Here is a 14,325-nt window from a genome sequence, read left to right as displayed (position 1 = left end):
AGGCGCGCAAGAAGTGGCGCATCCAGATCAAGCGCCTGTGAGCCGAGTGTCGCGGTCGCGACACGCTGTCCGGCCTAGGACAGGCGGGAGACGGAAAATAGCCGAGATAAATCAAGGCTCGACGTTTGGCACGAGCCTTGAAGGAAAGCCGTCGCGCATCGCCTGCCAAGGAATCGGAGTTTATGGCTTACAAGATAATCGCCTCCCAGTGCACCGTCTGCGGCGCATGTGAGTTCGAATGCCCGAACGCAGCAATCAGCCTCAAGAACGACATATATGTAATTGATCCGAAGAAGTGCACCCAATGCGAGGATCAGTGCGACACGCCGCAATGCGCCGTTATCTGCCCGGTGCCCGGCACGTGCGTGCAGGCATAAGGAGCGACCGATGAGCGGGTCCGCTGCGCGCAGCAAGGTTGAAGCGCGATCGGTGGCCGCCTTTCTGATGGGCGGCCTCGCTGGCCCCGAGCTGCGGGTGACTTACGCGATCGCGTATGCGGCGAAGGGCGCGCGCCGCGGCCGTCGTCGGGCATGGCCGGAGTCCTTGCGCGAGCGGCGGAGCGGGCAATGGTAGCCGTACAAGAGACGGTCGAGCGCGTCAGGCGCATCGACGTCGATCAGTATCGATATGGGTTCGAGACGCTTATCGAATCCGAAAAGGCCCCCAAGGGGCTCTCGGAAGATATCGTCCGCTTCATCTCAGAGAAAAAGAACGAGCCGGCCTGGATGCTGGAATGGCGCCTGGAGGCGTACCGCCGCTGGCTGACCATGACCGAGCCGACCTGGGCGCGCGTCAACTATCCCAAGATCGACTACCAGGACCTCTACTATTACGCGGCGCCGAAGCCGAAGAAGACGCTGTCATCGATCGACGAGATCGATCCCGAGATTCTCAAGACCTATGAGAAGCTCGGCATTCCCTTGCGGGAAGTCGCGATCCTCGAGGGCGTCGAGCCGCCTCCGGGCGGAGAGCCTTCGGAACAGCGGAAGATCGCGGTCGACGCCATCTTCGATTCGGTGTCGGTTGCGACCACCTTCCAGAAGGAATTGAAGAAGGCCGGCGTGATCTTCATGCCGATCTCGGAAGCGATCCGCGAGCATCCTGAGCTGGTGCGCAAATATCTCGGCAGCGTGGTGCCGACGTCGGATAACTTCTTCGCCACCTTGAACTCGGCGGTGTTCTCCGACGGCTCGTTCGTCTACGTGCCGCCGGGCGTGCGCTGCCCGATGGAATTGTCGACCTATTTCCGCATCAACGAGCGCAACACGGGCCAGTTCGAGCGCACGCTGATCATCGCCGACAAGGGCTCGTATGTGAGCTACCTCGAAGGCTGCACAGCGCCGCAGCGCGATGAGAATCAGTTGCACGCCGCGGTGGTCGAGCTCGTTGCGCTCGATGACGCCGAGATCAAATATTCGACGGTCCAGAACTGGTATCCCGGCAACTCGGAAGGTAAGGGCGGCATCTACAACTTCGTCACCAAGCGTGGCGATTGCCGTGGCGACCACTCGAAGATCTCCTGGACCCAGGTCGAGACCGGCTCCGCCATCACCTGGAAATATCCGAGCTGCATCCTGCGCGGCGACAATTCGCGCGGCGAGTTCTACTCGATCGCGATCTCGAACGGTTACCAGCAGGTCGACAGCGGCACCAAGATGATCCATCTCGGCAAGAACACGTCGAGCCGGATCATCTCCAAGGGCATCGCCGCCGGAAAATCGCAGAACACCTATCGCGGCCTCGTCACCGCGCACCGCAAAGCCACCGGCGCGCGCAACTACACCGCCTGCGACTCGCTCCTGATCGGCGATAAATGCGGCGCGCACACCGTGCCTTATGTCGAGGCGAAGAACTCTTCGGCGACGTTCGAGCACGAGGCGACGACCTCGAAGATCTCCGAGGACGTGCTGTTCTACTGCGTGCAGCGCGGATTGAGCCAGGAGGAAGCGGTCGGCCTCGTCGTCAACGGCTTCGTCAAGGACGTGCTGCAGCAGCTGCCGATGGAGTTCGCGGTCGAGGCGCAGAAGCTGATCTCGATCTCCTTGGAGGGCAGCGTCGGATAAGCCAATGGTCCAAACCATTCGGAACATCCTCGTTGGCGTTCAGGTTTGGCCATTCGCGATCACTGGGTTCGTGGCGATCGCCGGAGCGTTCATTGCCTTGATTGGCGCTTTTGCGAGCTCGCTTGACGTAATGGAATTCGGCAAGGCCGCTGCTGGGTTCGGAGCTATGGGATTTTTTGGCTGGCTCCTTTTTTTGATCGCCTTGCGGTCGCCTAGGCCAGAAGGAAAGAAAATGACTGCACTGCTTGAAGTGAAAGACCTGCAAGTCCGTGTCGAGGATCGCGAAATCCTCCACGGGCTGTCGCTGACTGTTAATCCCGGCGAGGTCCACGCGATCATGGGGCCGAACGGCTCCGGCAAATCGACGCTCTCGCACGTCATCGCCGGCAAGCCCGGCTATGAGGTCACGGGCGGACAGATCCTGTTCCGCGGCGAGGACCTCTTGGAGATGGCGCCGGACGAGCGCGCCGCCAAGGGCGTGTTTCTGGCGTTCCAGTATCCGGTCGAAATCCCCGGGGTCGCCACCATGAACTTCCTGCGCACCGCGCTGAATGCGCAGCGCAAGGCGCGCGGCGAGAGCGAATATTCGACGCCGGACTTCCTGAAGAAGGTCCGCGAGGTCGCAAAGTCGCTCAACATCCCGCAGGACATGCTCAAGCGCGGTGTCAATGTCGGCTTCTCCGGCGGCGAAAAGAAGCGCAACGAGATCCTGCAGATGGCGCTGTTCGAGCCGAGCCTCTGTATCCTCGATGAAATGGATTCCGGCCTCGACATCGACGCGCTGAGGATCGCGGCCGACGGCGTCAACGCGCTGCGCTCGCCCGAGCGTGCCATGGTCGTGATCACCCACTACCAGCGCCTGCTCAACTACATCGTGCCGGACTATGTGCACGTGATGGCGAAGGGGCGTGTCGTGAAGAGCGGCGACAAGCATCTCGCGCTGGAGCTCGAGGCCGCCGGCTACGCTCCGTTCGAGCACGCGGCCTAGAGAGCGCAAGGAGTTTTCGATGAACCTGGTTCTGTCAAAAACCGATCCCGGACGCGCGGTGGGCAATGTGTTCGTCAAGGCCAACGGACGGCTGCCCGGCGCAGGCTCTGTTGCCGACATCCGCGCGAGGGCATTCGACGCTTACAAGCGCGTCGGCTTACCGCACCGGCGGATCGAGGAATGGAGATACACCGACCTGCGCGCGCTAATGCGCCACGTCCTACCGCTCGCGCCGCAACCGGATGCGGCTGCGCTCGCGCGGGCAAGGGCTGCAGTCGCGCAAGCTGCCGTCGAGAAGGGAGCGATCGAGGGCGCAGCGAAGCTAGTGCTCGTCGATGGTTTGTTCGCGCCCAATCTCTCCGACATCGCCGAGTTGGGCCAGAGCGTCAACGTGCGCACGCTGCGCGAAGTTCTGGACGATCCAGCTAACGAGGGGAGAGGCGACCTGCTGCTGACCGCAACGACGGATGCGGTGATCTCGCTCAATGCCGCGATGGTGACCGACGGCGTGGTCATCACGGTCACCGACGGCACCGAGTTATCCCGACCGATTCAAATCGTCCATGTCGCAACCACCTCGTCGGCGTCAAGCTTCACTCGCTCGCATCTGAGGCTTGGCAAGGGCGCGCAGGCGGCCGTGGTCGAAAGCTTTGTGGCGGCCGAAGGCGCCCGCAACCATCAGGCCAATGATGCGGTGATCGTCTCGGTTGGTGAGGCGGCCAATCTTGCCCATCTGCACGTTCTGGCGGACGGGGCGGACGCCACCAACATTTCCTCCGGATTGTTCGCGCTCGGGGCGAGCGCGAAACTCAAATTGTTCAGCATGATCTGTGGTGGTGCTGTGAGCCGATACCAGGCATTCATCACATTGGCGGGCGAGGGCGCCGAGCTCTCCGTCAACGGCATCAACCTGCTGAGGGACAAACAGCATGGTGACACGACCTTGGTCGTCAACCACGCTGTGCCGCATTGCACGAGCCGGGCGAATTTCCGCGCGGCCGTCGACGACCGCGGCCACTCGGTATTCCAGGGCCGCATCATCGTGCGTCCTGATGCACAGAAGACGGACGGCAGGATGATGACGCGTGCGCTTTTGCTGTCCGACGAGGCTGAAGCCGACAACAAGCCGGAGCTGGAGATCTTTGCCGACGATGTCACCTGCGGCCATGGCGCGGCATCCGGCGCACTGGATGAGACTCTGCTGTTCTATCTACGCGCACGCGGCCTTTCCGGGAAGGAGGCACAGGCGCTCTTGGTCCAGGCTTTCCTCGGCGAAGCTATCGAGGAAATCGCCGACGGGAGGTTACGCGAATTCGTGATAGTACTGGCCGAGCGCTGGCTGGAGGCGAGGGGATGAGCGCGCATCCGGCGGTCGCCAACGGCGCTTACGATGTTGCGCGGGTGCGCGAGGACTTTCCGGCGCTGGCGCTGCAGGTCTATGGCAGCCGCAGGTCTATCTCGATAACGCCGCCTCGGCGCAGAAGCCAAAGGCGGTGCTCGATCGCATGATGCAGGCTTACACGTCCGAATATGCCAACGTGCATCGCGGTCTGCACTATCTGGCTAACGCCGCGACCGAGGCCTTTGAGGGCGCCCGCACCAAAGTGGCGCAGTTCCTCAACGCGCGCCGCACCGAAGAGTTTGTCTTACTCGTAGCGCAACCGAGGCGATCAATCTGGTCGCCCAGACTTTCGGCCGCGAGCGCATCTCACCCGGGGATGAGATTGTTCTCTCGATCATGGAGCACCAGCCAACATCGTGCCCTGGCATTTTCTGAGGGAACGCCACGGCGTTGTCATCAAATGGGCGCCAGTGGACGACGAGGGCAATTTTCTCCTCGAGGAGTTCGAGCGGCTTCTGACCGAGCGCACCAAAATGGTTGCGATCACACAGATGTCCAACGCGCTCGGCACTGTCCTGCCGGTGAAGGAGATCGTGAGGATCGCGCATGCGCGCGGCATCGAGGTGTTGGTCGACGGCTCGCAAGGCTGCGTCCATCTGGATGTTGATGTCCGCGACATTGATTGCGATTTTTACGTGATGACGGGCCACAAACTTTATGGGCCGACCGGTATCGGCGTGCTTTACGGCAAATATGCGCATCTGGCGTCGATGCCGCCGTTCAACGGTGGCGGCGAGATGATCCGCGAGGTCTCGCGTGACGGTGTCACATATGGTGATCCACCTCACCGGTTTGAGGCTGGAACTCCCCCGATCGTCGAGGCGATCGGTCTGGGCGCGGCTGTGGACTATATTAATTCAATAGGCAAGCCACAGATCCACAAGCACGAGAGCGCACTGCTTGCTTATGCGCAGGAGAAGCTGCGCGGCATCAATCCCTTACGCATTATTGGAACGGCGGCTGAGAAGGGCGCAATCATCTCCTTCGATATGAAAGTCGCGCATGCGCACGATTTTGCCACCGTCATCGATCGTGCAGGCGTGGCGGTGCGCGCCGGGACCCATTGCGCGATGCCGCTGCTCGAGCGGTTTGGCGTGCCAGCAACGTGCCGCGCTTCGTTCGCCCTCTACAACACCTATGAAGAGATCGATGCGCTGGCGGGTGCCCTTGTCAAAGCGCAGGAGCTGTTCTCATGAGGGCAGGAACGGGCCCAGAACCATGAGGCGCGTTGTGTATACGCGAATTGCTAATGCTATGCGCGAACCTCATATCGCTGGACGTCTCCGCCGGAGAGTGCGTCCGCTCCTTGACGCTGATTAAGAACGACGCAGACAACCGCATACCGGGTAGCCGCTGGTCTATCCGGGCGACGCTGGGATGTGCGGCAGAGCTGGCGTTTTCTTCATGATCTCTACTACACCCGCTTGAGTTCATGGCGCACGCCGCCTTCGTCATCATTCGCGCTCACGAGCCGGTTCGTCTCGAGCACAGGGCGGGTCTCTCGGCAGAGTCGAGGATCAGGTTTAGTTGCGTCAACGCGTATCAGCTAGGGCAGCCTCGGCCTCGGCTGCACACGTAAGATCATGGAGCTAAAAATCGTTCGGCGCTGCGGCTTGAGATGCTCAGGCGCTCGAACACCCCCCGCGCGTCGGCCGCGACGATCTCCCTGGTTGGTCGACCCAATAGCAGGATGGCGGCGAGGCCACGCGCAAGGCACCATCGCGGGTGAGGTGTGCACCGGTCGGGCTTCGCGACGATCCGTGAGCCGATTGGCTGCCGCGGCCTTGCAGCTGGGTCGCTTCGTTAGATAGCTTCCGGTAGTAGGCCCCGGCAAGTATCGCAATACTCTCGCGGGCTTGTGTGGAAAATCCGCGGGTGCAAAACCATGCGTGCCCGGCTTGTTTTGTTTCGAACAGGATCAAACGAGCAGGTCCGTGGACACGTTCGATGTCGGGTTTGCAACAACAGTCCGGTCAGCCGCGCGAGTGTGGCTATCTACTTCCAACTGCGTGGATTTTTGCGTTCACGCCGCGGCTGGCATGGTCGTTGCAAACTCTTGGTCGAGAGCCGTCATCGCAACAGGAAACCTTCTGAAGGATATCAGCATGAGTCTCGCCACGACCCAGAGCATCGCGGAAATCAAAGCCCGCAACAAAGAGCTGATTGAGGAGGTGCTGAAGATCTATCCGGAGAAGACTGCGAAACGGCGCGCCAAGCACCTCAATGTTCACGAGGCCGGCAAGTCGGACTGCGGAGTCAAGTCCAATCTCAAATCGATCCCAGGCGTGATGACGATCCGCGGTTGCGCCTACGCGGGTTCCAAGGGTGTGGTGTGGGGCCCGATCAAGGACATGATCCACATTAGCCACGGTCCGGTCGGCTGTGGACAGTACTCGTGGGGCTCGCGGCGTAACTATTACGTTGGCACGACAGGCATCGATAGTTTCGTGACCTTGCAATTCACCTCCGATTTCCAGGAAAAGGATATCGTGTTCGGCGGCGACAAGAAGCTCGTCAAAATCATTGACGAGATCCAGGAGCTGTTCCCGCTCAACAACGGCATCACCATCCAGTCGGAATGCCCGATCGGCCTGATCGGTGACGACATCGAGGCGGTCTCCAGGTCAAAGTCGAAGGAATATGGCGGCAAGACTATCGTGCCGGTCCGCTGCGAGGGCTTTCGCGGCGTGTCGCAGTCGCTCGGCCACCATATTGCCAACGACGCGGTGCGCGACTGGGTGTTCGACAAGGTCTCGCCCGAGGGCAAGCCGACGTTTGAGCCGACCCCCTACGATGTCGCGATCATCGGCGACTACAATATCGGCGGCGACGCCTGGTCATCCCGAATCCTGCTGGAGGAAATGGGCCTGCGCGTAATCGCGCAGTGGTCCGGCGACGGTTCTCTGGCCGAGCTCGAGGCAACGCCGAAGGCGAAGCTTAATGTGCTGCATTGCTACCGCTCGATGAACTACATCTCACGCCACATGGAGGAGAAGTTTGGGATTCCATGGTGCGAATACAACTTCTTCGGGCCCTCTAAGATCGTGGAGTCGCTGCGCAAGATCGCCGGCTTTTTCGACGACAAGATCAAGGAGGGTGCCGAGCGGGTGATTGCAAAATATCAGCCGCTGGTGGACGCGGTGGTCGCAAAATATCGCCCGCGCCTGGAAGGCAAGAGCGTGATGCTGTTCGTTGGCGGACTGCGTCCGCGCCACGTGATCGGCGCCTATGAAGATCTCGGCATGGAGGTCGTCGGCACCGGCTACGAGTTCGGCCACAATGACGACTACCAGCGCACCGCCCAGCACTACGTCAAGGATGGCACGTTGATCTACGACGACGTCACCGGCTACGAGTTCGAACGCTTCGTCGAGAAGGTCCAGCCTGACCTGGTCGGCTCGGGGATCAAGGAGAAATATGTCTTCCAGAAGATGGGCGTGCCGTTCCGCCAAATGCACTCCTGGGACTATTCGGGTCCGTATCATGGCTATGACGGATTTGCGATCTTCGCACGCGACATGGACATGGCCATCAACTCGCCGATCTGGAAGAGGACCAAGGCGCCCTGGAAGGATGTCCAAAAGGCGAAACTGTTAGCTGCCGAATAACGCAAAGTGACCGGCTCTCAGCCTGAGGGCCGGAGCTGATATTGATGACGCTTTTTTGAAAGGATCCTACCTATGGCGCAGAGTGCAGAACACGTGCTCGATCACTTCGAGCTGTTCCGCGGACCGGAATACCAGCAGATGCTGGCCAATAAGAAGAAGATGTTCGAGAATCCCCGCGATCCCGCGGAGGTCGAACGCATCAGGGAATGGGCGAAGACGCCCGAATATCGCGAGAAAAATTTTGCGCGCGAAGCGCTGACGATAAACCCAGCCAAGGCCTGCCAGCCGCTCGGCGCGGTGTTCGCCTCCGTTGGCTTTGAGGGCACGCTGCCCTTCGTGCACGGCTCCCAGGGCTGCGTGGCCTATTACCGCAGCCATCTGTCGCGGCACTTCAAGGAACCAAGCTCCTGCGTCTCCTCGTCGATGACGGAGGACGCTGCCGTATTCGGCGGGCTGAACAACATGATTGATGGGCTCGCCAACAGCTACAATATGTACAAGCCCAAGATGATCGCGGTCTCCACGACCTGTATGGCGGAGGTGATCGGAGACGACCTTAACGCCTTCATCAAAACGTCCAAGGAAAAAGGCTCGGTTCCAGCGGATTTCGATGTGCCGTTCGCGCACACGCCAGCCTTCGTGGGCAGCCACGTCACCGGCTATGATAATGCGCTCAAGGGTATCCTGGAGCATTTCTGGGACGGCAAGGCCGGAACAACGCCGAAGCTTGAGCGGGTGCCCAACGAGAAGATCAACTTTATCGGCGGCTTTGACGGCTACACCGTCGGCAACATCCGTGAGATCAAGCGCATCTTTGAGTTGATGGCAATCCAGTACACCGTTCTCGCCGACAATTCCGATGTGTTTGATACACCAACCGACGGCGAGTTCCGGATGTATGACGGCGGCACCACGCTGGAAGACGCCGCGAAGGCGGTTCACGCTAAGGCAACGATCTCGATGCAGCAGTGGTGCACGGAAAAGACGCTGCCGTTCATCGCACATCATGGCCATGAGGTCGTAGCGTTCAATTATCCGGTCGGCGTCTCCGCAACGGATGAGTTCCTCGTGGCGCTGTCGCGCATCACTGGCAAGGATATCCCCGAGGAATTGGCGCGAGAGCGCGGTCGCTTGGTCGACGCGATGGCTGACTCCAGTGCGCACATCCATGGCAAGAAATTCGCAATCTATGGCGATCCAGACCTCTGCTACGGGTTGGCTGCCTTCCTGCTCGAGCTTGGCGCTGAGCCGATCCATGTGCTGTCGACGAACGGCAACAAGGATTGGGAGGCAAAAATGCAGACGTTGTTTGCGAGTTCGCCGTTTGGACAGAACTGCCACGCGTATCCGGGGCGAGACCTCTGGCATATGCGCTCGCTCTTGTTCACCGAGCCGGTCGACTTCCTGATTGGCAACACCTATGGCAAGTATCTAGAGCGCGACACCGGTGTGCCACTGATCCGCATCGGTTTTCCGATCTTTGATCGGCATCACCATCACCGCTCTCCGGTGTGGGGCTATCAGGGCGGCATGAACGTGCTCGTGAAGATTCTCGACAAGATCTTCGACGAGATCGACAAGAAGACCAACGTTCTCGGCGAAACCGACTATAGCTTCGACATCATTCGTTGATGACGAATGACGCGGGCGCCATCGCCGCCAAACATCGGCGATGGCCTAAGCGCAGATGGGCTGATCTTTGCGCACAAGCTCGGTTGAGAGGAGAGATGGATGAGTTCGCTATCGGCCAGGATCCAAGAGATCTTTAATGAGCCGGGCTGCGCCAAGAACGCCAACAAGTCGGTTGCCGAGCGCAAGAAGGGCTGCAACAAGCAGCTACAGCCGGGCGGCGCCGCAGGCGGCTGCGCCTTCGACGGTGCAAAGATCGCGCTGCAGCCTTTTACCGACGTCGCCCATCTGGTGCACGGTCCGATCGCCTGTGAGGGGAACTCCTGGGACAACCGCGGTGCGTCTTCCTCTGATGCCAGCATCTGGCGCACCGGCTTCACCACTGACATGAGCGAAACCGACATCGTATTTGGGGGCGAGAAGCGTCTCTACAAGGCAATCAAGGAGATCATCAACAAGTACGATCCGCCGGCCATCTTCGTTTATCAGACCTGCGTCCCCGCCATGATCGGCGACGACATCAATGCGGTCTGCAAGGCGGCTTCGCAAAAGCTCGGCAAACCGATCATTCCCGTAAATTCGCCGGGCTTCGTCGGCCCCAAGAACCTCGGCAATAAGCTCGCCGGCGAGGCCTTGCTCGAGCATGTCATCGGCACGCAAGAGCCGGACTACACCACGCCCTACGACATCAACCTGATCGGGGAATACAACCTGTCCGGCGAGCTCTGGCAGGTTAAGCCGCTGCTTGACGAGCTCGGCATCCGCATCCTCTCCTGCATCTCCGGCGATGGCAAATATCGCGAAGTTGCCTCTTCGCACCGGGCGCGCGCTGCCATGCTGGTATGTTCGAAGGCGATGATCAACGTTGCGCGCAAGATGGAGGAGCGCTACGGCATTCCGTTCTTCGAGGGATCGTTCTACGGCATCCAGGATTCCAGCGGTTCGCTGCGCGAGATCGCGCGGCTGTTGGTCGAACGCGGCGCGCCTTCCGAACTGATCGGGCGCACCGAGACGGTGATCGCGCGGGAGGAGGCGCGCGCCTGGGCCGCGATCGAGCCGTACAAGCCGCGCTTTGCCGGGAAGAGGGCGTTACTGATCACCGGCGGTGTCAAGTCCTGGTCCGTGGTGGCTGCGCTGCAGGAGGCGGGGCTCGAGCTGGTCGGCACCAGCGTCAAGAAATCCACCAAGCAGGACAAGGAGCGCATCAAGGAGCTGATGGGGCAGGATGCCCATATGATTGAGGACATGACGCCGCGCGAGATATACAAAATGCTGACCGACGCGAAAGCGGACATCATGCTCTCGGGTGGCAAATCGCAATTTGTTGCGCTCAAGGCAGCGATGCCCTGGCTCGACATTAACCAGGAGCGCTGCCACGCCTACATGGGCTATATCGGTATGGTGAAGCTGGTCGAGGAGATCGACAAGGCGCTGTTCAACCCGATTTGGGAGCAGCTGCGTCGACCGGTGCCGTGGGACAAGGTGGCCAAGAACCGGCAGACCGAGACGATCACGAAGATGCGTGGGCGGGCTGCCGAGATCGCCGCCGATCCGCAGACGATGCGGCGCGCGAAAAAGGTTTGCTTCTGTAAGGAAGTCGATCTCGGCACCATCGAGGATGCGATCCGCTCGCATGGCCTGACCAGCGTCGAGGCAGTCCGCCAGCACACCGACGCGTTCGGTGGCTGCTGCAAGAGGCGCATCGAGGACGTCCTAGCCACCATGCCGGTTTCCTCGCCGCCTGCCATGCTGCGGGCCGCGGAATAGGACAAGTCATGGCCATTGTTACCACGCCGACGAAGGCGTGCGCGGTCAACCCGCTCAAGATCAGTCAGCCGATCGGCGGCGCATTCGCCTTCATGGGCCTGCGTGGGGCGATGCCGCTTTTGCACGGCTCGCAAGGTTGCACGTCGTTTGGGCTCACGCTGTTCGTGCGGCATTTCAAGGAGGCGGTGCCGCTGCAGACGACTGCGATGAGCGAGGTGGCGACCGTGCTCGGCGGTTATGAAAATGTCGAGCAGGCTATCCTCAACATCTATAATCGCGCCAAGCCGGAGATCATCGGGATCTGCTCGACCGGGGTCACCGAAACCAATGGCGATGATGTCGACGCCTACATCAAATTGATCCGCGAGCAACATCCGCAGCTCGCCAATTTTCCTTTGATCTTTGTCTCGACGCCTGATTTCAAGGATGCCTTCCAGGACGGCTGGGAAAAGACGGTGGCACGCCTCGTCGAGGTGCTGACGGAGGCGCTGCCGGCCGAGGCAGAGCGTGATCCCGCGCGGGTGAATGTTCTCCCCGGATGTCATCTGACGCCGGGTGACCTCGACGAACTGAGAACCATCCTGGAGGATTTCGGTCTGAAGCCATCCTTCCTGCCTGATCTTGCGGGATCGCTGGACGGGCATATCCCGGACGAATTTACGCCGACGAGCATTGGCGGCATCGGGGTTGACGAAGTCGCGAGCATGGGCCGGTCCAGCTGGACCATTGCGATTGGTGCGCAGATGCGACGGGCGGCAGAAGCCATGCAGGCCAAGACCGGGGTGCCGTTTCGCCTGTTCGAGCGGCTCTGCGGCCTCACCCCCAACGATGAATTCATTGCTTTCCTGAGCGAGATCAGCGGCCGCCCTGTGCCAGCAAAATATCGCCGCCAGCGCGGGCAGCTGGCAGACGCGATGCTGGACGCGCATTTCCATATCGGCGGCCGCAAGCTTGCGATAGGTGCCGAGCCAGACCTCTTGTTCGACCTATCCAGCATGCTGCACGAGATGGGTGCGCAGGTCACCGCGGCCGTGACAACCACGCAGTCCCCGGTGCTGGAGCGGATCGAGACCAAGGAGGTGCTCATCGGCGATCTTGAGGATCTGGAAGAGCTCGCTAGGACGAGGGGGTGCGATCTGCTGATTACGCATTCGCATGGCCGCCAAGCGGCGGCGCGGCTGAAGATTCCATTTTACCGCGCGGGATTTCCGATGTTCGATCGGATCGGCGCGGGACACCAGCTATCCGTCGGCTATCGCGGCACGCGCGATCTGATCTTCAAAATCGCCAATCTCGTGATCGCCGACCGCGAGGAAAATCACCGGCCGACGCCCGACAGCTGGCGTAGCTGGAGTCAGCCCTTTAGGCCGGGCGGCCTCAGCGTCATCGAGGCAGCAGAGAGGTCGATTGCATGAAGGTCGCATTCGCTACCCAGGACTTGAGGCGCGTCGATGCGCATTTTGGCTGGGCCAAGAACATCGCCATCTATGATGTTGGGCCGGGCGGGCACGTATTCCTGAAGGCGGTCCAGTTCGACGGCGATTTCAAGGAGGACGGCAACGAGGACAAGCTCGCGCCCAAGATCGAGGCGATCAAGGATTGCGCCATCCTCTATGTCGCTGCTATCGGCGGCTCCGGTGCCGCCCGCGTGGTGGCCAACAATATACATCCCATTAAGGTGGGTCAGCCCGAGAACATCCTCGCCCTCGTCGAGAAGCTCGAGCGAGTGCTCAAGGGTACGCCGCCGCCCTGGCTGCGCAAGGCGCTGGCAAAAGACCAGCAGCGCACGCTCGATTTCGAAGAATGAGGACGGCCATGACTGCAGCTGCAGATATCGTGCAACCAGAGAACACGCTCGATGCGCCATTCGTGAGAGAACTGGTTAAGAGTTGGCGCGCCCAGGACATTTATGGCGCCTGGGACGGCAAGAGCGATCTCGATCTGCTCGAACCGTATATTCTGGATAAGGAAAAGCGGCGCGCGCTGCCGATCGTTGGCGATCCAGATCCGGATGTGGTTTGGCGGCTGGAGCTGTTCTTCAATGCGGTCGCGCTCTCGATCGAGAAAGCGACGGGTGTGATGATCCATGCGATGCTAAAGATGCACCATGAAGGCTTTGGTCGCATGGTGTTGATCGGCGGCCGTCTGATCGTGGTGAACAAGCGCCTGCGCGATGTGCATCGCTTCGGCTTCGACAATCTCGCAAAGCTCGCCGCCGAGGGTGACAAATACGTCAAAGGCGGCATCAAGATGATCCGGAAATTTCCCGACGTGGCGAACTATTGAGGGCAGCTCATGAGCGATCTTGAAATCGTAAAAGCAGAAATGAAAAAGCTATCGGCCAAGGCGACGCAGGCCAAGATGGATCTGCACGACCTCTCGGAGGAATTGCCCGTCAACTGGACCTCGATCATGGCGGTGGCGCAGAAGGCGCACGATGCCTTTGCCGAACTCGAGCGCAAGCGCGAGGACCTCAAGGCCCTGGAAAGGGCCTAGTAGCAGTCTGCTGAAAACCCCCTGGCCACGGAGGGAGCTTGATGATTCACTTTTATCATCTCGAACCGGCGGAGACGATCATGCGGGGCAGGTTTACGGATCAAAGCGGCCTCTTTTCGTACATCGCGCCGGATAAGCGTGTGCCAGCGAACCATCCGCTGCGGAAGGTCCGGGAACTTGTCCGGGATGTATTGAGTGATTTGAACCGCAGCCTTGGGAGGCTCTATCCCAACGAGGGACGTCCTTCGATCCCTCCAGAGCGATTGCTGAGCGCCTTGCTGCTGCAAGTGTGCATCCGCTCGGAACGCCAGTTGATGGAGCAACTGGACTACAATCTTTTGTATCGCTGGTTCGTGGGACTGTCGCCGGACG

The 14,325-nt window shown here is 60.4% G+C and carries 13 protein-coding genes and 1 pseudogene; all 14 read left to right on the top strand.

Annotation, left to right across the window (positions count from 1 at the left end):
* Positions 1 to 182 precede the first annotated feature (182 nt).
* Entirely contained in the window at positions 183 to 377 is a 195-nt protein-coding gene (locus CWO89_RS29640; RefSeq protein ID WP_130232039.1) for a 4Fe-4S binding protein, read from the top strand.
* Between the two features lie 10 nt (positions 378 to 387).
* Positions 388 to 573 carry a hypothetical protein gene (locus CWO89_RS29635; protein WP_130582115.1) on the top strand — a complete coding sequence of 62 codons (186 nt, stop codon included), beginning with the start codon at positions 388 to 390 and terminating at the stop codon, positions 571 to 573.
* Positions 567 to 2,063 (top strand): Fe-S cluster assembly protein SufB, encoded by a 1,497-nt coding sequence (sufB, locus tag CWO89_RS29630; protein WP_130582114.1) that lies wholly within the window; start codon positions 567 to 569, stop codon positions 2,061 to 2,063. Before CWO89_RS29635 ends, sufB begins: the two co-directional genes overlap by 7 nt.
* Positions 2,064 to 2,295: 232 nt before the next feature.
* The gene (sufC, locus tag CWO89_RS29625; RefSeq protein WP_130582113.1) at positions 2,296 to 3,051 is read left to right on the top strand and encodes a Fe-S cluster assembly ATPase SufC; all 756 of its coding nucleotides are present in this window, start codon (positions 2,296 to 2,298) and stop codon (positions 3,049 to 3,051) included.
* A gap of 19 nt (positions 3,052 to 3,070) precedes the next feature.
* Complete coding sequence (gene sufD, locus CWO89_RS29620; protein WP_028169396.1) at positions 3,071 to 4,408, top strand: Fe-S cluster assembly protein SufD; 1,338 nt, start codon at positions 3,071 to 3,073, stop codon at positions 4,406 to 4,408.
* Positions 4,405 to 5,649: pseudogene (locus CWO89_RS29615) on the top strand (cysteine desulfurase). Before sufD ends, CWO89_RS29615 begins: the two are co-directional and overlap by 4 nt.
* 909 nt (positions 5,650 to 6,558) lie before the next feature.
* The gene (gene nifD, locus CWO89_RS29610; RefSeq protein WP_028169139.1) at positions 6,559 to 8,061 is read left to right on the top strand and encodes a nitrogenase molybdenum-iron protein alpha chain; all 1,503 of its coding nucleotides are present in this window, start codon (positions 6,559 to 6,561) and stop codon (positions 8,059 to 8,061) included.
* A gap of 72 nt (positions 8,062 to 8,133) precedes the next feature.
* Positions 8,134 to 9,693: a nitrogenase molybdenum-iron protein subunit beta gene (gene nifK / locus CWO89_RS29605; protein ID WP_028169138.1), complete on the top strand. Its 1,560-nt coding sequence runs from the start codon at positions 8,134 to 8,136 to the stop codon at positions 9,691 to 9,693.
* A 99-nt stretch (positions 9,694 to 9,792) separates the two neighbouring features.
* Entirely contained in the window at positions 9,793 to 11,457 is a 1,665-nt protein-coding gene (gene nifE / locus CWO89_RS29600; protein ID WP_028169137.1) for a nitrogenase iron-molybdenum cofactor biosynthesis protein NifE, read from the top strand.
* Positions 11,458 to 11,465: 8 nt separating this feature from the next.
* Positions 11,466 to 12,872, top strand: a complete 1,407-nt coding sequence (gene nifN / locus CWO89_RS29595) for a nitrogenase iron-molybdenum cofactor biosynthesis protein NifN (RefSeq protein WP_028169136.1) — start codon at positions 11,466 to 11,468, stop codon at positions 12,870 to 12,872.
* Positions 12,869 to 13,264 carry a nitrogen fixation protein NifX gene (gene nifX / locus CWO89_RS29590; RefSeq protein ID WP_130229807.1) on the top strand — a complete coding sequence of 132 codons (396 nt, stop codon included), beginning with the start codon at positions 12,869 to 12,871 and terminating at the stop codon, positions 13,262 to 13,264. Before nifN ends, nifX begins: the two co-directional genes overlap by 4 nt.
* An 8-nt stretch (positions 13,265 to 13,272) precedes the next feature.
* Positions 13,273 to 13,743 (top strand): NifX-associated nitrogen fixation protein, encoded by a 471-nt coding sequence (locus tag CWO89_RS29585; RefSeq protein WP_028169134.1) that lies wholly within the window; start codon positions 13,273 to 13,275, stop codon positions 13,741 to 13,743.
* 9 nt (positions 13,744 to 13,752) lie between these two features.
* A complete protein-coding gene (locus CWO89_RS29580) occupies positions 13,753 to 13,953 on the top strand; it encodes a CCE_0567 family metalloprotein (protein ID WP_028169133.1) in 201 nt (66 codons plus the stop codon).
* An 80-nt stretch (positions 13,954 to 14,033) separates the two neighbouring features.
* On the top strand, positions 14,034 to 14,325 hold a 292-nt coding region (locus CWO89_RS29575), incomplete at its 3' end, for a transposase (protein WP_245476641.1).

This window comes from Bradyrhizobium sp. Leo170 (genome assembly GCF_004296405.1).
Lineage (GTDB): Bacteria > Pseudomonadota > Alphaproteobacteria > Rhizobiales > Xanthobacteraceae > Bradyrhizobium.
Note: the sequence above shows the minus strand (reverse complement) of the source record. Positions and strands in the feature narration are given on the sequence as shown.

Bases quoted from the DNA above. Each gene is read 5' to 3' on its own strand.
- nifK (WP_028169138.1), top strand. From the start codon at position 8,134: ATGGCGCAGAGTGCAGAACACGTGCTCGATCACTTCGAGCTGTTCCGC.
- CWO89_RS29580 (WP_028169133.1), top strand. From the start codon at position 13,753: ATGAGCGATCTTGAAATCGTAAAAGCAGAAATGAAAAAGCTATCGGCC.
- nifN (WP_028169136.1), top strand. From the start codon at position 11,466: ATGGCCATTGTTACCACGCCGACGAAGGCGTGCGCGGTCAACCCGCTC.
- nifX (WP_130229807.1), top strand. From the start codon at position 12,869: ATGAAGGTCGCATTCGCTACCCAGGACTTGAGGCGCGTCGATGCGCAT.
- sufC (WP_130582113.1), top strand. From the start codon at position 2,296: ATGACTGCACTGCTTGAAGTGAAAGACCTGCAAGTCCGTGTCGAGGAT.
- CWO89_RS29585 (WP_028169134.1), top strand. From the start codon at position 13,273: ATGACTGCAGCTGCAGATATCGTGCAACCAGAGAACACGCTCGATGCG.
- CWO89_RS29635 (WP_130582115.1), top strand. From the start codon at position 388: ATGAGCGGGTCCGCTGCGCGCAGCAAGGTTGAAGCGCGATCGGTGGCC.
- sufB (WP_130582114.1), top strand. From the start codon at position 567: ATGGTAGCCGTACAAGAGACGGTCGAGCGCGTCAGGCGCATCGACGTC.
- CWO89_RS29640 (WP_130232039.1), top strand. From the start codon at position 183: ATGGCTTACAAGATAATCGCCTCCCAGTGCACCGTCTGCGGCGCATGT.
- sufD (WP_028169396.1), top strand. From the start codon at position 3,071: ATGAACCTGGTTCTGTCAAAAACCGATCCCGGACGCGCGGTGGGCAAT.
- nifE (WP_028169137.1), top strand. From the start codon at position 9,793: ATGAGTTCGCTATCGGCCAGGATCCAAGAGATCTTTAATGAGCCGGGC.
- nifD (WP_028169139.1), top strand. From the start codon at position 6,559: ATGAGTCTCGCCACGACCCAGAGCATCGCGGAAATCAAAGCCCGCAAC.